Source organism: Zoogloea sp., assembly GCF_028689785.1.
GTDB lineage: Bacteria > Pseudomonadota > Gammaproteobacteria > Burkholderiales > Rhodocyclaceae > Zoogloea.
The window spans coordinates 143,620-161,989 of the sequence record NZ_JAQVCN010000001.1; the positions used below are offsets into that span (position 1 = coordinate 143,620).

19 protein-coding genes are annotated in these 18,370 nt (G+C 65.5%); 9 read left to right on the top strand and 10 right to left on the bottom strand.

Going from position 1 to position 18,370, the window contains the following annotated elements; genetic code table 11:
• Positions 1 to 62: 62 nt before the first annotated feature.
• Genes PHI64_RS00660 through PHI64_RS00670 form a run of 3 tightly spaced genes read left to right on the top strand, consistent with a single transcriptional unit; the run spans position 63 to position 1,680 of the window.
• Positions 63 to 644: a pentapeptide repeat-containing protein gene (locus tag PHI64_RS00660; RefSeq protein ID WP_299877008.1), complete on the top strand. Its 582-nt coding sequence runs from the start codon at positions 63 to 65 to the stop codon at positions 642 to 644.
• Positions 645 to 649: 5 nt separating this feature from the next.
• Entirely contained in the window at positions 650 to 1,111 is a 462-nt protein-coding gene (locus tag PHI64_RS00665; RefSeq protein ID WP_299877011.1) for a c-type cytochrome, read from the top strand.
• 59 nt (positions 1,112 to 1,170) lie between these two features.
• Positions 1,171 to 1,680, top strand: a complete 510-nt coding sequence (locus tag PHI64_RS00670; RefSeq protein ID WP_299877014.1) for a GNAT family N-acetyltransferase — start codon at positions 1,171 to 1,173, stop codon at positions 1,678 to 1,680.
• Here PHI64_RS00670 and chrA read toward each other — a convergent pair.
• Complete coding sequence (gene chrA / locus PHI64_RS00675) at positions 1,664 to 3,034, bottom strand: chromate efflux transporter (protein ID WP_299877017.1); 1,371 nt, start codon at positions 3,032 to 3,034, stop codon at positions 1,664 to 1,666. The two genes, PHI64_RS00670 and chrA, sit on opposite strands and share 17 nt — an antisense overlap.
• A 189-nt stretch (positions 3,035 to 3,223) precedes the next feature.
• Here chrA and PHI64_RS00680 point away from each other — a divergent pair, with 189 nt between their 5' ends.
• Complete coding sequence (locus PHI64_RS00680) at positions 3,224 to 5,569, top strand: fatty acid cis/trans isomerase (RefSeq protein ID WP_299877020.1); 2,346 nt, start codon at positions 3,224 to 3,226, stop codon at positions 5,567 to 5,569.
• A 90-nt stretch (positions 5,570 to 5,659) separates the two neighbouring features.
• Here PHI64_RS00680 and PHI64_RS00685 read toward each other — a convergent pair whose 3' ends face one another.
• On the bottom strand, positions 5,660 to 6,229 hold the full coding sequence (locus tag PHI64_RS00685) for a hypothetical protein (RefSeq protein WP_299877023.1): 570 nt from the start codon (positions 6,227 to 6,229) through the stop codon (positions 5,660 to 5,662).
• A 295-nt stretch (positions 6,230 to 6,524) separates the two neighbouring features.
• Here PHI64_RS00685 and PHI64_RS00690 point away from each other — a divergent pair, with 295 nt between their 5' ends.
• The gene (locus PHI64_RS00690) at positions 6,525 to 6,695 is read left to right on the top strand and encodes a hypothetical protein (protein WP_299877025.1); all 171 of its coding nucleotides are present in this window, start codon (positions 6,525 to 6,527) and stop codon (positions 6,693 to 6,695) included.
• Positions 6,696 to 6,767: 72 nt separating this feature from the next.
• Positions 6,768 to 7,688, top strand: coding sequence for a bestrophin family protein (locus tag PHI64_RS00695; RefSeq protein ID WP_299877028.1), 921 nt, complete (start codon positions 6,768 to 6,770; stop codon positions 7,686 to 7,688).
• Between the two features lie 51 nt (positions 7,689 to 7,739).
• Here the strand turns inward: PHI64_RS00695 and PHI64_RS00700 are convergent, their stop codons facing one another.
• Both PHI64_RS00700 and PHI64_RS00705 read right to left on the bottom strand, forming a co-directional pair.
• On the bottom strand, positions 7,740 to 8,573 hold the full coding sequence (locus PHI64_RS00700) for a hypothetical protein (protein ID WP_299877031.1): 834 nt from the start codon (positions 8,571 to 8,573) through the stop codon (positions 7,740 to 7,742).
• 9 nt (positions 8,574 to 8,582) lie between these two features.
• The gene (locus PHI64_RS00705) at positions 8,583 to 9,359 is read right to left on the bottom strand and encodes a hypothetical protein (protein WP_299877034.1); all 777 of its coding nucleotides are present in this window, start codon (positions 9,357 to 9,359) and stop codon (positions 8,583 to 8,585) included.
• A 529-nt stretch (positions 9,360 to 9,888) separates the two neighbouring features.
• On the opposite strand from PHI64_RS00705, the gene PHI64_RS00710 reads away from it, so the two are divergent.
• Complete coding sequence (locus PHI64_RS00710; RefSeq protein ID WP_299877037.1) at positions 9,889 to 11,193, top strand: DUF2325 domain-containing protein; 1,305 nt, start codon at positions 9,889 to 9,891, stop codon at positions 11,191 to 11,193.
• Between the two features lie 24 nt (positions 11,194 to 11,217).
• Here the strand turns inward: PHI64_RS00710 and PHI64_RS00715 are convergent, their stop codons facing one another.
• Positions 11,218 to 11,589 carry a VOC family protein gene (locus PHI64_RS00715; protein ID WP_299877040.1) on the bottom strand — a complete coding sequence of 124 codons (372 nt, stop codon included), beginning with the start codon at positions 11,587 to 11,589 and terminating at the stop codon, positions 11,218 to 11,220.
• A gap of 141 nt (positions 11,590 to 11,730) precedes the next feature.
• Here PHI64_RS00715 and PHI64_RS00720 point away from each other — a divergent pair, with 141 nt between their 5' ends.
• Complete coding sequence (locus PHI64_RS00720; RefSeq protein ID WP_299877043.1) at positions 11,731 to 12,423, top strand: YafY family protein; 693 nt, start codon at positions 11,731 to 11,733, stop codon at positions 12,421 to 12,423.
• A 22-nt stretch (positions 12,424 to 12,445) separates the two neighbouring features.
• On the opposite strand, the gene PHI64_RS00725 is transcribed toward PHI64_RS00720, so the two are convergent.
• Genes PHI64_RS00725 through PHI64_RS00745 form a run of 5 tightly spaced genes read right to left on the bottom strand, consistent with a single transcriptional unit; the run spans position 12,446 to position 17,783 of the window.
• Positions 12,446 to 14,101 carry a PepSY domain-containing protein gene (locus PHI64_RS00725; RefSeq protein WP_299877046.1) on the bottom strand — a complete coding sequence of 552 codons (1,656 nt, stop codon included), beginning with the start codon at positions 14,099 to 14,101 and terminating at the stop codon, positions 12,446 to 12,448.
• Positions 14,102 to 14,118: 17 nt separating this feature from the next.
• Positions 14,119 to 14,400: a hypothetical protein gene (locus PHI64_RS00730; RefSeq protein ID WP_299877049.1), complete on the bottom strand. Its 282-nt coding sequence runs from the start codon at positions 14,398 to 14,400 to the stop codon at positions 14,119 to 14,121.
• A 1-nt stretch (position 14,401) separates the two neighbouring features.
• On the bottom strand, positions 14,402 to 14,674 hold the full coding sequence (locus tag PHI64_RS00735) for a hypothetical protein (protein WP_299877052.1): 273 nt from the start codon (positions 14,672 to 14,674) through the stop codon (positions 14,402 to 14,404).
• A complete protein-coding gene (locus tag PHI64_RS00740) occupies positions 14,671 to 15,630 on the bottom strand; it encodes an alpha/beta hydrolase-fold protein (RefSeq protein WP_299877055.1) in 960 nt (319 codons plus the stop codon). Before PHI64_RS00740 ends, PHI64_RS00735 begins: the two co-directional genes overlap by 4 nt.
• The gene (locus tag PHI64_RS00745; protein ID WP_299877058.1) at positions 15,630 to 17,783 is read right to left on the bottom strand and encodes a TonB-dependent siderophore receptor; all 2,154 of its coding nucleotides are present in this window, start codon (positions 17,781 to 17,783) and stop codon (positions 15,630 to 15,632) included. The genes PHI64_RS00740 and PHI64_RS00745 overlap by 1 nt, the downstream gene beginning before the upstream one ends.
• A gap of 257 nt (positions 17,784 to 18,040) precedes the next feature.
• Here PHI64_RS00745 and PHI64_RS00750 point away from each other — a divergent pair, with 257 nt between their 5' ends.
• A complete protein-coding gene (locus PHI64_RS00750; RefSeq protein ID WP_299877061.1) occupies positions 18,041 to 18,355 on the top strand; it encodes a YkgJ family cysteine cluster protein in 315 nt (104 codons plus the stop codon).
• Positions 18,356 to 18,370 lie beyond the last annotated feature (15 nt).

The window sequence follows — 18,370 nt, forward strand, 5'->3', positions numbered from 1 at the left end:
CAATCCGCGGTCGAATGAACGCGCCCCCTAACGGGACGGCCGCATCCACAAGGAGTCTCCCCATGCTTCGCCCACCATTGTTCGCGCTGCTGGCAGGGCTGGCCTTGATCGCCACGCCCGCCTCCGCCGCCGGCAACCCCGCCGAGCCCCAGGTTTACGGCAGTTGCGGCATGTGGCCCCACGCCCGCTGCCGGGGCGCCGACCTGCGCCACAAGGATCTCTCCGCTCTCGACCTGGCCGGCGCCGACTTCACAGGTGCCAATCTTGCCCGGGCTGACTTGCGTGCCGCCAACCTCGCTGGCGCGATTTTTGACGGCGCCGACCTGAGCGGTGCCCGCATGGCCAAAGTCAACGCCCCAGGCGCCTCCTTCCGCAATGCCAAACTGATCGGCACCGACCTGGAGTTCGCCAAGCTGATGCGCGCCGACTTCAGCGGCGCCGACCTCACAGTGGCCAACCTGGAAGCCGCCCGCACGCCCTTCGCCTGGTTCGTCGGTGCCCGCCTGACCAACGCCAACCTGCAGGAAACCAAGTTCAACGCCACCAACCTGCGTAAAGCCAACCTGGAAGGCGCACTGCTGCGCTACACCATCTTCCCTGACTCCTCCTTCGAGGGCTGCACCGGCTGCCCCACCGACTGGTGACTCCCATGGCCGCCCCCCTCCTGCTTCGCCTGAGCGCCGTGCTGCTGATCCTGAGCAGCCCCGTGCTCGCTGCCGAAATTGCCGACCCCAACGTCGTCGTCGACACATCAAGCCTGCCTCCCATTGCCACCAATGCCCCTGAGGGCAACCCCTACCGGGGCAACACCCAGGCAGCCGAGATCGGCCGCACCGCCTTCAACCAGGCCTGCTCCCGCTGCCACGGCATCGACGCCATCAACAAGGGACAAGTCGGCCCCGACCTGCTCAAGATGGACCGCTCCTGCCCGCGCATCGCCGACCCGACGGTCCGCCAGCTATGCGTGCTTGATCAGGATGATTTTTTCATGAAGTCGGTCCAGGACGGCAAGACCCGGGTCGGCATTGTGCACATGCCCGCCTGGAAAGACGTGCTGTCACCGGCCGCCATCTGGACGATCCGTAGCTTTCTGGAAAGCCGCAGCCGCTGAAATCCCGGGGCGGATGGGGGATAATCCGGCGCTGTCCCGCGCCGCCCCCCGATCTTCCCGTGCCCTCATCACACCTCATCCGTAGCGCCCGCCTCGCCGACCTTCCGGCCATCCTGCACATCCAGGCCCGCTGCTACAGCGCCATCGTCCCGGAATCTGCCGCATCCATGGGCGCCAAGCTGGCAGCAGCACCCGACACCTGCTTCGTCGCCTGCCAAGGTGAACACATCGTTGCCTACCTGCTCGCCCTGCCGTGGCGCTTCGACGCTCCACCCTGCCTGGATGACACCGAGTGCCGCCTCCCCGGGCAGCCCGACACCCTCTACCTGCACGACCTCGCCGTTGATCCCGGGGCCCGCGGCAGCGGCGCCGCCGATGCGCTGGTCCAGGCCTTCCTGGCTGCGCTGGCGCGCCTGCCGCTCCCCCGCGCCAGCCTGATCGCGATCCAGGGCTCGGCGCCCTGGTGGACCCGCCAGGGCTTCGCCCGGGTGCCCGTCGACGAGGCACTAGGCGCACGCCTTGCCGGCTACGGCGACGACGCGACCTACATGGTCAGACTGGCAGGATGAGGGTCTTCACCCCGAAACCGACGAGCGCACAGCCGGCAATCACATGGATGACGCTTGCCTTGAAGCGGAACAAGGCAAGCGCTGCCCCCAGGGCGATCAGCGCCGACACCCACTCGAACCCACCGTCGAAGCCTTTCGGCCACAGAACGTGGTAGCCGAAGAACAGGGCCAGATTCAGGATGACGCCCACCACCGCAGCGGTGATGGCAGTGAGTGGCCCGGTGAATTTCAGATCATTGTGGGTCGTCTCGATGAAAGGCCCTCCCATCAGGATGAATACGAAGGACGGTAGAAAGGTGAACCAGGTGACCAGCATGGCCGCCGTCGCCCCAGCCAGAAACAAGTTGTCCGGGCCGAATACGGCTTTGACATAGCCCCCCACGAAGCCGACAAAGGTGACCACCATGATGAGCGGCCCCGGCGTCGTTTCGCCCAATGCCAGACCATCGATCATCTGGGTCGGCGTCAGCCAGCCATAGTTGCCGACGGCCCCCTGGTAGACATAGGGCAGCACCGCATACGCCCCGCCAAACGTCAGCAGCGCCGCCTTGGTAAAGAACCAGCCCATCTGCGTCAGGGTATGGTTCCAGCCATAGGCAGCGGTCAGCAGCCCCATCGGGAGCAACCACAGGAGCACACCGCTCAACGCGACTTTCGCCAGCTTGTGCCAGGCGAAGCGGGCATGCTCCGGGGTCGGAGTGTCATCATCGATCAACGCCGGGCCAAAGGACTTGTCCGCGTTGTCATGCCCCCCGCCAGCCTTGAACCTGTCGGACGCCATACGCCCGCCGAAATAGCCGATCGCAGCGGCAGCCGCAACGATGACCGGAAAAGGGACGTTGAGGGCAAAAATGGCGACAAAGGCAGCGCCGGCAATGGCCAACAGCACATTGTTCTTCAGGGCCCGGGTGCCGATACGGTGTGCCGCCTGGACCACGATGGCCGTCACCGCCGGCTTGATGCCGTAGAACAGACCTGCCACCAGCGGCGCATCGCCAAACGCGATGTATACCCAGGACAGCCCGATCAGGATGAACAGCGAAGGCAGCACGAACAGCCCGCCGGCAACAATGCCCCCCCAACTCCGGTGCATCAGCCAGCCGATGTAGGTGGCCAGTTGCTGCGCCTCGGGGCCGGGCAGCACCATGCAGTAGTTGAGCGCATGCAGAAAGCGCCGCTCGGAGATCCAGCGCCGGCGCTCCACCAGCTCCTGGTGCATGATGGCGATCTGCCCCGCAGGGCCGCCAAAGCTGATGAAACCCAGCTTGAGCCAGAACAGGAAGGCACGCCAGAAGCTGACCTGCTCAGCACGGGCCAGCAGTGCATCAGGTTTGGCGCTGAGGTTTGAATTCATGACTCCGGGCCTTTCTCAAAGAAGGCCATCAATCCGTCGAAGATAGTGCTGGCCAGCACGCATTATGCGTTCGCGCCCGGGCCTTTCCGTCGGAGTCCTGGCTGCGCAACGCCCGTTCTGCGCAGCCCATCGGCAAGGGCGGGCAGATTCCGGCACAATCCGCGCACCCGACCGACCTTCCCCAACCCGATGCGTCCGCTTGCCCACCTGCTCTTCCTGATTCTCCTTGCCGGCTGTACCACGGTCGTCACCCGGGTCCAGCTTGACCGCGAACTGGGTCGCCCCGATCCGGCGCGCTTCGACCGACCCGCGACGCAGCCCGTCGAAGCCCCCGACTACCAGACCCGGGTGCGCCCTATTCTCGAACGTCGCTGCGTCGCCTGCCATGCCTGCTACGACGCCCCCTGCCAGCTCAAGCTGACCCGTCACGACGGCATCACCCGCGGCGCCAATCCTGACCCGGTGTATGCCGACGCCCGCCTGCTGGCCGCCAACCCGACCCGCCTCGGCTTTGACGCCGCCAGCAACGCGGCCTGGCGCGACAAGGGTTTCCACCCGGTGCTCAACGAGCGCGCATCCACCCCCCAGGCCAACCGGGACGCCAGCGTGCTGTACCGCATCCTGGCCCTCAAGCAACGCAACCCGGGGCCCGACAGCGGCCCCCAGCCTGCCGAACGCTTCAACTTCGCCCTTGACCGGCCCCAGTCCTGCAGCCGCATCGAGGGCATGGGTGATTTCGAGAAAGAGCATCCGGAATGGGGCATGCCCTTCGGCCTGCCCGCCCTGAGCCCGGCAGAGCACGACACCCTGAGCCGCTGGATCGAAGCCGGTGCCCCCTTCAGCCCGCGGGCCCCGCTGCCGCCCCAGGTGCAAGCACGAGTAGGCGAATGGGAAGCCCTGCTCAACGGCAACAGCCTGCGCGACCAGTTGGCGGCTCGCTACATCTACGAGCACTGGTACATCGGCCAGCTCTACATCGACGATCAGCCCGACTACCGCTTCGAGCTGGTGCGCAGCCGCAGCGCCCCCGGCCAGCCCATCGACGTCATCGCCACCCGCCGCCCTTATGACGACCCCGGCGTGGCCCGAGTGTATTACCGCCTGCGTCCCAGCGACGAGACCCTGGTGGCCAAGACCCACATGCCCCTGGCCCTCGACGGCGCGCGCCGGGCCCGCCTTAAAAAGTGGTTTTTCGACGCCCCCATCACCGTAGACCGCCTGCCCGGCTACGACCCGAAGACCGCCTCCAACCCCTTCGCCACCTTCAAAGCGCTGCCGGTGGATGCCCGCTACCGCTTCATGCTCGATGACGCCGGTTTCACGGTGATGGGCTTCATGAAGGGGCCGGTGTGCCGCGGCCAGGTGGCGCTCAACGTAATCAACGATCACTTCTGGGTGCTCTTCTACTCACCCGAGAGCGAAGTGGCCCGCGACACCCAGGGCCTGCTCGACGCCACCCGCCCCAATCTGCGAATGCCCGCCGAGGACGACAGCAGCACCGGCATCCTGGCCTGGAACACATACGCCCGAGCGGAACGCCGCTACCTGGAAACCAAGAGCAGCTACATGTCCAGCCTCCCACGGGTCAGGCCGCAGATCACCGACCTGTGGAACGGCGACGGACGCAACCCCAACGCCGGCCTAACCGTGTTCCGTCATTTCGACAGCGCCTCGGTGATTCGTGGCCTGGCCGGCGAACAACCCCAGACGGTGCTGCTGATGGGCTACCCCCTGTTCGAACGCATGCACTATCTGCTGGTGGCCGGCTTTGACGTCTATGGCAACACCGGGCACCAACTCGCCACCCGCCTGTATATGGACTTTCTGCGCATGGAGGGCGAGGAGAACTTTCTCACCCTGCTGCCCCTGAAGCACCGCCAGAAAGTTCTCGACAGCTGGTACCGGGGCCGGCCCGATCCACGCATCCGCCAGTTTGCCGACGCCCGCACCTACTTCCCCGGCGAGACCGGCATGCGCTACCGCACCACGGACACCCTGGGAGAGCTTTACAGCAGCGTACACCGCTACCTGCGCCCGGTGCGCCCCGTAACTCTCGACCTTGCCCCCAACGGCCTGAAAGCCGAACAGGTGGCCCAGCTGCGCAGCCTCAACAGCATCACCGGCCGCAGCGCCTCGCGGATGCCCGAGCACAGCCTGCTGGTGGTACATAACGGCAAGGGGCCTGTCCGCGTCCTGTCCCTGCTACGCAACAGCGCCCACAGCAACGTGGCCAGCCTGTTCAACGAAGACGCCCGGCGACTGCCTGATGAAGACACCCTGATCGTCCTCGACGGCTTTGTCGGGGCCTATCCCAACGCCATCTTCCACCTGGACGCCGAGGAGCTACCGCGCTTTGTGCGCACGGTGCACAACCTGGCCGACGACGACGACGTGCTGCGCCTCTACCAGCGCTTTGCCGTCCGCCGCACCGATACCCGCTTCTGGCGCATCAGCGACGCCATCCACGACTACTGGCAGAGCGCTGACCCCCGGCAGGCGGCCATCCTCGACTACAGCCGTCTCGACAACCGCTAAGACAAAGGGCAGCCGAAGCTGCCCCGCCGACACGACCGGATGGGGAGCATGCTCATCCCTGGCCCGGTCAGGCCACTGTGGCGCATCGCCTCAGGGCAAGCACAGCTTGCCGGCAACGGAGGCGGGCGTACCGATACTGCTGCCCAGCACGACGAGGTTGCCGGTGACGTTGGCGTAGGCCCCCTTGCCGTCGGAGCCGGAGATCAGGATCTGCTCGGTCACGGCGCCTGTGCTCATGGCGCCATTGGCCGCCGGCTTTACCTGAGCCACGATGACATCGTTGCTGTAGAGCGCCGTACGTTGCTTGCCCGAACCGATGTACACCACGCTGCGGGCGGTCTGGATGCTCTGCCGCGGCAACGAGGTGGCCGCATCGATCACTGCCGCAGGCGTCGCGGTGGGGCCAGTGAAACCGACCAGCGGCTCCGCAGTCAGGCCCGCATATCCCGTTGCGGCCGGAAAGCCGACCAGGTTGAGGGCCAGGCTGAAACACTGGTTCTGGTAGGCCGGCACCTGACTGCCCAGGGTATTGATATGACAGGCTGCATCGGGAAGCAGACGAACAGTGCCAAGCACCGGCACACAAGCCGCACTGGCAAGGCCGGGCAGCAGGGCCAGGGCGATGGGAGCAACAATGCGGAAAACAACACGGGCGTTCATGGGGAGGCGGTCTCCTGGAAAGATCATCGGACAACATGGGCCTACCCGGAAGCACAAAGCCACCGCGGCAGGCAAGCCGGCGTCATGATGATGGCGCGCCGCCAGTAGACGGGTCGGCACCCCGCCGAGAACGTGACAAATTTAACGAAAACCACGCACCTGGCAGAAAGCGCACTTATCCCAGCATTGAAGCAAGCAATTTGTGCAGTGCACCATTTCGCGCTAAGGTAAAGTCACCCTCGCCCCACGCTCACAAGGCCGGGCCGGGCCCTTCATCTCCCACAAGGAAAACGCCATGACCGCCACCCGCCCCTCCGGCAGCGACCTGCTGCACTTGATGACCACAGCCCGCCTCGAACACGACCGTGCCCTCGCCAACGGCCTGCACAGCCTCACCAATGCCCTGGCAAACCTCGTCAAACCGTCCCTGAAGGCCCGCCCCTGCCCCCTGCACCCCGTGCGCTGAGCCGCCTGCAGAGACGATAATCGGCCCCGCCCTGCGGGGCCGTAGTCCATTCATCCAGCCGCCCAACTGCCCATGATCGTTCGCCCACGCCCCACCATGCGCCAGCTCTTCTTCATCTGGAAGGGCTCCATCATTCCCCTGATCTTTCCCCAGGTGCTGTTCGTCACCCTGGTCGCCACGCTGGTCACCGGCGTAGCCACCCTCACCGGCCCGCGCTTTCCGGATTTCGCCAGTGGCCCCTTCACCTTCCTGGGTATCTCCCTGTCGCTATTCCTGGGCTTTCGCAACAACGCCTGCTACGACCGCTGGTGGGAGGCCCGCAAGCACTACGGCAACCTACTGGTGGTGATGCGCAGCCTGGCCCGCGACAGCCAGATCCTCGACTGTGATGCCGACGGCCGCCATCAGCGCCGCGAACTGCTGCGCCTCGCCACGGCATTCATCAAGGCCCTCACCGCCCGCCTGCGTGACCGCCCCATTGCCGAGGCCGTGGCAGGCGAGCTGAGCGCCGGAGAACTCGCCGCGCTGGCCACCGCCCGCAATCCGCCCGACCACCTGCTGCGCCGCATCACCGACCTGCTGCTCGACGCCCGCCGGCCAGGCCGCCTCGACTCGATCACCTACATGGGCTTGGCAGAGCACATCAACCAGCTCACCGCCATCCAGGGCGCCTGCGAACGCATCCGCCACACCGCCCTGCCCTTCGCCTACACCCTGCTGCTGCACCGCACCGCGCACCTGTTCTGCGTGCTGCTGCCCTTTGGCGTGGTGCATTCCCTGGGCTACGCCACACCTCTGCTGACCGCTCTGGTGGCCTACACCTTCTTTGGCCTGGACGCCCTCGGCGACGAACTGGAAGAACCCTTCGGCACCGCCCAGAACGACCTGCCCCTGGATGCAATGACCCGCAATATCGAAATAGACCTGGCCGAGGCGCGGGGGCTGAGCCCGCTCCCCGCTCCGCTGGAACCCGTGGATTTCGTCCTGATGTGAGGCCACGCCGCGCAGCGCCGCCCTCAAGGGAGGCGCTGCGCAACGGAGCGCTCACGAAGTGCGGGCGCCGGTGTGGATCACCGTTCCCACGTGCTCGCCGCGCAAGGCTGCGGTAAGGCGGCCGGGCACCAACCCATTGACGATCTGCACCCTCTCCAGGTGACGAGCGTTGGCCATGATCTCCACCAGCACCCGATCGAAAGGCAGGGTGCCGGCAAAGCCTGCCAGCTCGGCCGCGCTGGTCTCCGGGATCAGCCGGGCCGCAGCACCATCCGGGCCATTCGGATCTGCCGTATAAAGGCCATCCACATCCTCGACGATGGTCAGCCCGGCCGCCCCCAGCGCGTCCGCCACCAGGAAGGCCCCCGAATCCGCCCGGTGCGGGGGAATCCGCGAACCAGGAAACTCATGATGGTGGTACGGCGGAAAGGCGCTGCCCACGACGGCCCGCGCGGCCGCCAGGTGGATGGCGAGCTGGTTGGCAATGGTCGGGTGTTCCACGTATGAGACGCCCTCGGGCGCCAGCAGCGATGCCAGGATATGGCCGTTCTGCCCGGCCTCGCTGGCCGCCAAGGGCGCCAGGGAGCCCACCGGCAAGCCCAGGTCGAGACCCACGCTGTACAGGTGGCGGGCACGGATACCGGCCCCGGTAAGGATCAGCAGCCGATGCTCGGGCAGCAGCTTGCGCAGCTCATCCACGATGGGGAGGATCGCCTCGGCACCGCGATCCATGATGGCCCGGCCACCGATCTTGACGACCTGCAGCCAAGGCAGGATGCGGATCGGCCGGCGACCGGCAACCGGTCGGGTCAGGCTGTCGTCGAGGAGCGTCTGCCGGGCAAGCGGAGAGGCAACATGCTTGATGGAATTGGGAGTGTCAGCCATGGCCGGGTCTCAGTTTGCGGTGATGATGGTGCCCACATGCTCGCCAGCGAGCGCGCGGGTCAGATTGCCGGGGACGAGGCCGTTGATGACCTGTACTTCACGCACATGGCGCGCCGACTGGATGAGATCAAGCACGGGAAACTCAAGGATCGAATCCTGCAAGCCCTTGGCCTTCATCTCGTCCACCGAAATCCGGGGGATGAAAGTCGCTCCCTTGGTCGTCTTCGGATTACCGGTATAAAGCCCGTTCTCGTCCTTCACGTAGATCATCGAACGACAACCGAACTGCTCGGCCACCAGGAAGCAGCCGGCATCGGTGCGGTAAGGCGGAATCACCCCTTCGGCCCCCGGACGTATCCACAGCTTGTAGGGAGGCATGCCGCTGAAGACCACCGCACGCACCTCGGCCAGGTAAAGAGGCACCGCGGAAAGCCCTGCCCCGTCCACCGCCGAAATGCCGTGCTTGGCCAGCAACTGGCCAAGCATCGCAGCGTTCTGGTCGGCCACCGAAGCCCCGAGCTGGGCCAGCATGCCCGCCGGGAGGTTGAGCCCGGCGGCAATCGAATAAAGGTGCCGTGCCCGGGTGCCCGCACCGGTTCCGATCAGCAGCGGGTGCTGCCGGCGCGCCACCACGATCTCATCCACCAGGGGATAGACCGCCGCCCGCCCCCGGTCGATGAGGCTCTGACCACCAATCTTGATCACACAGGCATCCGGAAGGATGCGGAAATCAGGGGCCCCGTCGGCCGCAGCCTCCAGCGCCTCATCGGTCAGTGATCGTTGCATGAGGAGCGCTTCGAGCTCCGCCGTCACCTGAGTCATGGGCTTCCTTTCATTGATTCAATCCGTGTGCGGGACACATGTCCACGCCGCGCCGCCCGGAAAGGGTATGCGCCCCTCCCGCCCCGGACAACCATAGCGCCGGACGCCGCTATCTATCATCCCAAATAGCGCCAACCCGGCCAGGCAGGACACGGCTTGCGGGGGCCGCTACCGCAAACACCGGGCCCCTGGAGGCTTGTACCGATATAGCCGGCTATACAGCTCCCGGCCTTCCTCGTGCTCCGCTGCCCACGCCCCCCGCTGCAACAAACCTGTTCGATCGGTTTCAAGCCCGTTCTTCAATGCCGCCGGAAGATGGGTTCAATCGACCGGAAACTCGCTGTATAGTCGACTACATATCGAAATACGCCAAGCTGATGCGGCCCCGCACCCCTGGGGAGCGTCCGCCGGTGTGCTCCGTCTGCAACCCACCCGTCCCGGGGCTTTGACACCCCCGGTCGGCTCTCCTGAAACACGCTGCGTGAGGCCCGTCATGCATCAATCCGACAGATCCCCGCTATTCGTCACCAACAGCAGCACGACCGCTCCGGACTGGATCAATAACGCCTTCGGGCAGCCTGCTGCGCTGCCCGAAGGCAGGCTTACACCGCGACGGGCGAGGCTGCTGGAACTCGACAACCACTTTCATTGTTCGCTGATCGGCACCTGCCTGGGCACAGGCGAACTGCGCAAGCTGGTGCCCCGCTTCACCGATATCGACCGCAAGGCCAGCGACCTCCAGATTCACCACATGGCCGTCCGCCTTTCGAGCGAGTGCCCGGCCGGATCGAAAGCGCTCCAGAAATTGCTGGACACCCGCTACGCCCCGGAGATCAAGCGCTTCAACCGATACAAATCGGCTGACGAACTCCAGGCAGCCTGGTCGGAATGCCTCAAAGCAGGCGATGTGCCAGGTGCCTACTGGGCCCTGATGACCCACCCTGCAGCAACCGAATATCTGCGCCAGCTGGCCTTTGGCGAGGTGCACATGCTTTCCCATCTGGTCGGGGCCGCCAATCGCGCCGACATCCACCGCCTGCAGGCCCTGGAAGACGAGAAGATCCGGCTCCAGGACAAGGTCGAGCGCCAGCAAGGCCGGCTACAGGCCCTGGCCATGGAGCGTGAAGCCCTGCAGCGCCAGGCCATGGCACGGACGGTGGCGCCGGCAGACGAGCGCATCGTGGCGCTGGAAGAGCAGATCCGTGCCTTGCACGGCGCACTGCATGCCAGGGATCAGACCATTGCCCACCACCATGCCCACACCCACCGCCTCGAGAGCGCCCTGAATGATGCGGAGGCCCGGATTGCCACCCTGACGGCCTCTCTCCAGGAATGGAAGACGCGAGCCGACGACATGCGGGTCGAGCTGAACGCCCTCGACAGGCACTTGTCCGCGCCTCTGGACCACCCCGCCACCACACCTGCCGACACGCCCGGCCTGAACGGCAAGCGGATTGTCTATGTGGGTGGACGCCCCCATTCCACCCAGACCATCTCCCGCTATGTCAAATCGTCAGGCGGAGAGCTGATCATCCACGATGGCGGCCTGGAGGATAGGCGCAGCCTGCTGCCCAATGCCCTGGCAGGAGCCGATCTGGTTGTCTTTCCGGTGGACTGCGTGGCCCACAACGCAGTCACCCTGCTCAAGCGCAGCTGCGACCGGCATGAGATCCCGTACCGCGCCCTCCGTTCGGCGAGCCTGGCGAGTTTCATGGCGGCCCTGAGCGTGTTCGACGCGGGCCACGCCTGCCCGCATGGCGGCGCCGGCGCAGCGCATTTCTGCCTTCATCACGGCTAGGCCCGGGGGCGCCCGGGCCCTCCATCAGCGCGCCGGGGCGTGCAAGCCGATGCGATTGCCTTCGCTGTCGGCAAACATGGCGATGCTCCCGATCTCGGGGGACAAGGCCATTGGCGGCATCAACACCTTGCCCCCTGCGGCCTCGGCCCGGGCCAGGGGGATCGACAGATCATCACCGCCATGGAGGTAGATGACCACGCCATGATCGCCGGGCCGCCCCTGGGGACAGGCCAGCAGCGCCCCGCCAGTAGCCGGCTCGGCATACGGGAATATGGCCATCTGCATGCCTTCCATCTCCGAGAGTGTAAGCTGGACATCGAAGGTCGCTTCGTAGAAAGCCTTGGCACGGGCCAGGTCGGACACGGGGATCTCGAACCAGTTGATCAGTTTTTTCATGGCGGGCTCCTGAAAGACGTCATTGAAGTAATGGGAGACGCCAGTCTGCCAACCCCCTCCTGACACCCTTGCGTCAGGAGCCCCGGGCAGATTGGCCCGCCAGCGGAGTTATCCTGACAGCCTCATGTCAGGAGCCCATCGATGCGCCGTGCCGACCGCCTGTTCCAGATCGTCCTTCTGTTAGACCGGGGCCGCGCCGTCACCGCCCGGGAACTGGCCGAGGCCCTGCAGGTTTCCGAGCGCACGATATACCGGGATGTGGCCGACCTGTGCCAGGCCGGCGTGCCCATCAACGGCGAAGCCGGGGTGGGCTACCTGCTGCGCCCGGGCTACCGTCTCACCCCGCTGATGTTCGATCCGGAGGAACTGGTGGCCCTGTCCCTGGGCAGTCGGATGGTACGCAGCTGGGCCGACCCGGCCCTGGGCCACGCTGCCGAGCGGGCGCTCCTGCGCATTGAGTCCGTGCTGCCCCGGCACCTCCGTCAGGCCCCTGGCCGGGATACCCTGCTGGTTCCCGGCTTCCACGTTCCCGACGCCATGCGCAACCCCATGAGCCTGCTCCGGACAGGGATCTCGGAACAGCACAAGCTGCGCATCAGCTACACCCGGGCCGACGGCGCCAGCAGCGATCGAATCATCCAGCCCGTGAGCCTGGTGTTCTGGGGTGGAACCTGGACTCTCGGCGCCTGGTGCGAGCTGCGGGGCGAGTTCCGCAGCTTCCGCCTCGACCGCATCGCCAGTGTCACCCCCCTGACCGAACACTTCGACAGCACCGGCATGCTCGCCCGCTACCTCCGGGCAGTCCAGGGCGAGAGTGGCGAAGAAGCCTCCTGAGTCAGGGTGCGGCCCGGAACCCTCACTTCGCCTGCACGCCCACCCCCGGCACGCCGCCCTGGAGACAGGGCTGCGGCCCCTCCGACCACACACTGTCCGCCCCCCCCTGCCGGACGCGACGAGCCGTTGCCCTCGCCATCCAGCCCAAGGCCGCTGCGCCGACACAGGCCGTGATGTCCACCCCGAGGCTGGACAGAGAGGTATTCACCCACATGTTGAGGCCTGGGGCCACCGCAGCGAGGCCGGAGGTAAGCGGGATGGCAAGGGCGGCCATCACCGCCAGCCACAGCAGATGCACCGCAGCCTTCGCCGCCCCCTGCAGGAAGGCCCAGACGATGCAGCCAAAGAAGGTGGTGTAGTACACCGGCAGCAGCCAGGCGTTCGCATCGCCAACAAGAGCATAAGCCCACTTGGCACCCACGATGGTCAGCGAGATGCCGCACACGCAGCCCAGGCAGACCCCCACGGTGGCGGCCGCCATCAGGCGCACATCGCGCCGCTGCGCCGGCACTTCGCCACCGTCCCGCGGGCGCTTCCGGCGCCGGCTCTCGACCCACAGCAGGTTGCCGCTGTAGAACAGCCACGCACCGGCCAGCCCCAGCAGGAAGTACATCCACTGGACGGCGGTTCCGCCGAAAGCGGCCATGTGCAGCGCAAAGAAGCTGCTCACAAAAAGATTGGGGGTGCTCTGCCGGCCAGGCAGAAAGTCACTGTTGATCACCTTGCCGGTGTACGGGTCCAGCGCTGCAAAGCCGCCCCTCGCCCGCGGTGAGACGGCTGCAGCATCCTTGCCCCAGACCCTGACCACTGCCCGCGGCCCCGTCACCTGCTGATACTGCAGTGCCGTCGGCTCGAAGCCCGGTGCAAAAGCCTGGGCCCGGGCGATCAGCTCAAGGGGCGGCAGCATGCTGGCGGGATCTCGCCCCGGGGCAGCCGCCGCAGGCTGCTGGCGCTGGAAGGCTGTCCCCCACTTGCCGTCATGCACGAACTTGTCCTGCACGATGTAGATGCCGTCATGATAGGCAAACACCACCGCCGTCAGTGCCATGACCAGATGAAAGGGCAGGCTGACGATGCCGACCACGTTATGGGCATCCAGCCACATGCGCTTCAGGTTCTTGCCAAGCCGCAGGGCGAAGAAATCCTTGACCAGCGAGGGCAGGAGCACCACCACGCCCGAGATCAGGGCCAACGCGTAAAGAGCGGCGACCAGCCCCATCACCCAGCGGTTCGGATCACTGTCCACGGGCAGGCCGACCACCCGGTGGAGAACGTCGATGAAGGACGCCAGTTGTGAAGGGTGGGACGCTTCGATGCGAGCCTGCCCGGTGGCATCCAGCGTTCCCACGTAATGGCGCACCGACGACTCATCGTGGTCATCCGCGTCGGTGTCGCGCACCTGCCAGCCCATACGGCCCGGCACGTGTTCCGCGTCCCCCATGTGAATGGTGAAGTCCCGCGCTGTCGCTGGATCGGCGGCCAGCACCCCGGCGATGAGCTTCGGTGTATCAGCCAGCGGCACCATGCGCCCTGCCACGGGCGGCGAAGCCCAGGCCGCCAGGGGCTCCTTGAAGACGGTCAGCGCCCCCGCGTAGAAGGCAATGAACAGGGCCATCCCTGCGACGATGCCCGTCCAGGTATGGACCGCTTTGTAGATACGGACAAACTCGCTTCTCATGATTCAGACCCGACAGATCAGAGCAGGTAAAAGACACCGGTGACGAATGCGCTGGCAGCACCGAGCCACAACCAGGCCCGTACGCCACTGGAGAAAAAATAGACGCCGCCGAGCACGCCGAGCCAGACCGGCGGCACCATCCACATGGCCAGCTGCCCCCTGACGCCCAGGGGCATGGCGGTATTCAGGCGAGCAAACAGGCCACTGCAGGCGAGCGCGAGGATGGCCCCCAGCACGAGGCCGGCCAGGGTCTTGGACAACCAGTCACGCTGGATGGGGCGGAGGGCTGGATCTGCCATGTCAGCGCCCCCGCCCCACACCCCGCAGCGCTCCGATATAGGGCAGCACGGACAAGGCCAGCATCAAGACAGTGACCAGAACGAAGGTCGCCGTCACCGCCTGCATGCTCCGGGCAAAGCTCAGCCACCCCAGGACGATCAACACCAAGGCAAGGGACCGCGCCGGCAGGGCCGGCAAAGGCAGCAAGCGCCAGCGCTGGTTGGGCGACGCCAGATAGAGACAGGTACTCCCCGCAAGGCTTGCGAGGAGGCCGGTCAGGGTAAAGAAACTCATTCGGAGGAATCCATCATGCCTTGAGAAGGCAGCCCTGGTGATCCGGGCTGCTCCAGGAAGAACTGCATGCCCCGACTCATCGCCGGCAGCCAGGCGGGGCCATGATCCTCGCCGGCCAGTTCGTGATAAGCCACCTTGCTCTCCCCGCCGGGCAGACGCCGCAGTTGCGCGGCCAGCGCCCGTGCCTCGGGGATCATGCTGCGGCTCCGGATGAGAGCCACGACATCGGGGGCGTAGTTGCCCTTCGGGGGGTCGTCCTCCAGGGCGCCAACGCTGATCTGCACGCGGGGCAGGCCCGCGGCGCCCTGACGGGAAGGCTGCCCTTTGACCACCCAGTGTTCGCGCCACCAGATCGATGGACTGGAGGCGATGAAGGTGGAGAAGCTGTCCGGCCGGGTCAGCAGTGCATGCGTCACCAGCAGGCCACCGAAGGAGTGTCCGAACAGGGCCTGCCGTTTCCGGTCGATGACATAGCGCGCCTCGATCAGAGGTTTGAGCTCTCCTTCGATGAAATCGAGAAAGACATCCGCTTCACCCCCGCCATCTGCAGCTCCGGCCCCCGTTCCACCAGGGGTGTAGTCGCGCCTGCGCGCCGCGACGTCGAAGTCCGCTTTACCCGGATAGCCGATGCCAACCACCAGAGGTGGCACATGGCCGGTCACTTCACGGCGTGCGGCGGCACCCCGTGCCAGGAAGGCCGCCACCGGAAAGGCTGCATTGCCATCAAGCACGTAAATCACCGGATGCCCCTCCGCCGGCGCGGGTGAAGACGGCTCGGCCACAAAGATCCGGTACGGATGTCCGCTGTTCCGGGCTTTGAGGTCCACCTGCCGTGCGGCGGGCAGAACCACCTCCGACCATCCATCATCCCCCCCGGCAGCCCCGGCCGGGAGTGCCACGGCAGCGAGCACCATGCCGACCAACACGCCCATTCCCACCAAGCAATCCCGGTTCATCACAGATCAAAGGTTGCCGAAGCCAACACCGTGCGCGGCGAACCCAGCGTCGCCATGGAATAGCTGTCGCTGAAGCTGCCGGACCAGTAGTGCTTGTCGAAGAGGTTGTTGATATTGAGCCGCAGGACCACCCGGCGCTGCTCCACGCTGGTCACATAGCGGGCGCCCACATCCACGGTGGTCCAGCTGGGGATCTGCTGCCGGTTGGCTGCATCGAGGTACTGACTGCTGGTGGTGATCACGCGACCGCTGAGGGTCAGCCCGGCGAGCCAGGGCGTATCCCATTCCCCCCCCAGGTTGCCTTGCCAGCGCGGCGCACCAATGGCTTCGTTGCCGTTGTAGCGGTCATAGGCGGTGCGGGTCTGCACGCCCCGGGTGTAGGTCACGCCGCCCAGCAACCGAACCGAGCGGGTCAGTTCGCCAAAGGTGTTCCACTCAAGGCCGCGGACGCGCTTCTCGCCCTCGTCGGTGTAGGTGGGATTGGTACTGCTGCCGATGGCCACCATGGTCGGCTTGGTGATTTCGAACAGGCTCAGCGTGTTCGCGAAACCACCCTGAGTCCACTTTCCTCCCACTTCCTTCTGCTCGGTTTTATAGGGAGCAAAGACGAAGTTCCGGTTCGTCGCCAGGGTGTCGGAAACCGTATCCCCCCGGCTCAGCCCCTGCACATAATTGGCGTACAGGGAGATGGACGGCCCCCAGGGTTTCACCACCAGCGCCAGCGCAGGCGTGACGACGCTTTTGTCATACTTCGCAGTTGTGGCGCCGGTAGTTGCGCTGTAGTTGATGGTCTTGACGTTCTGATTGCGCACCCCAAGGGTCAGGCGGACGCGGTCATCGACGAAGGAGAGGGTGTCCACCAAGGCCAGACTGGACAAGGTCGTGTCGCTGGTCTTGGGTGCCCGACCCGGCGCCTGGGGCATTGCCAGCGTCGTCAGAGGTGTGTAGATGTTGGAGGTGACACCAGCCACCGAATTGGTGGCGGAGCCGCTCTCCTGCTCCAGGTGGGTCATATGCAGGACCAACTCATGCCCAACCCCCGCCGTCGCAAACTGCGATCTCAGCCCTGCCTCCGACGACACGCTGTCGGTATAGGAGCGAGTACCGTTGGTGGTCGCCGTGAAATCGCCGTTGGCGGCGATGTTGCGCGCATGGGTGCCGTTGATGAAGCCGACCGACTCAAAGTCCATCACCCCCAGCCCGGCAAAAGCCGTCACATAGCGGTTGAACTCGTACTCGGCCTTAGCCATAACAGCCTTGCTCTCCAGTGTGCCATTGGCCCCCGGAAACAGATTCGTGCGGGGGCTGCGGGCATCGGGGATCGGAGTCGCCGCCTGGAACCAGTACATCGCCGGCGTACCGCCAGCAAACGACTCCTTGCTGTAGTAGGCATCGACCGATGCCTTGAGGGCCCGCCCCCGGTAATCGGCGGCAGCAGATACAAACTCACGTTTCTTGGACTGCCCGTCCAGATAGGTGTCCCCGTCGCTGAATGCGCCATTGATCCGCAGCCCCAGCTCCTTACCCTCACCGAAACGGCGCCCGAGATCCAGACTGGTGCCGAATTGGCTCTTGGACTGGTACCCCACCGACACCCGGCTCAAGGGAGCGTCACCCGCGCGCTTGGGCACCAGATTGATCACGCCTCCCACCCCACCACCCGGCGGCATGCCAGTAAACAAGGCGCCCGGGCCCTTCAGCACCTCGACCCGCTCCACCGCTTCCAGGGGCGCGTGGCCACTGGGTGCAAGGCCGAACATGCCATCAAGGGCAAGCTCCGAGGCGCTCACGTCGAAGCCGCGGATACGGTAGTTCTCATAGGCATGGCCACTAGAGGTCGTGAAGCGCACCGACGGGTCATTGGCCATCACGTCCGCCACGTTTCGCGCCTGCTGGTCGGCGATCAACTCGGCCGTATAACTGGTGATGTTGAAGGGCGTGTCCATCACGTCCTGATTACCCAACCCCCCAAGGCGTGCCCCCCGGGCTACCTGACGCCCCGCCTGGAGCGCAGGCAGATCGGACGCCCGCTCCGCGTCCACCGATACCTTGACCGCAGGCAGGGTTACATCCCCTGCCCCGCCTGGAGCGACCTGCGCCAAAGCCAATGCCGGACACACGATCGTGCCGATAGCCAGCGCGACCGGAGTCATTCGCAACGCCATGTTTCTTTATCTCCCTGAATGGATAAGACACTGGCTGGCGATGGCTGGCTTGTGCACAAGTCTGAGGATGCAGACCAGATCGAGCTGGAACCCTCAGAGAAGCGTCAATTTTAAATGAGAATAACTATCATTTCAACACCGGCAACAAGTGAAGCAGACAATGCATGGCGGCAAAGCCCCTTGAACAGCCATCAGACATGCCAGAATTCGTCCCCCATCAGAAACGAGCTATAGCGCCTGCCGCGATGTCTTCCCCCAACCCTTGCCTTGACTGTGGTGCCTGCTGCGCCAGCTTCCGGGTGTCCTTTTATTGGTCGGAAGCTGAGGCCCGCGGCGTGCCGGCTGCGCTCACCGAGCAGGTCAATGCGTGGTTCAGCTGCATGGCTGGCACCAACCAGGCGCACCCACGCTGCACTGCGCTTGAGGGCCAGGTCGGCGGTGCAACCCACTGCCGCGTCTATGCGCAGCGCCCATCCCCGTGCCGCGAGGTGGAAGCCGGTGACAGCCAATGCGCAAAGGCCCGGGCACGGCATGGCCTGCCTGCCCTGTTTTGCGAATGACTTGCATTTGCAAAC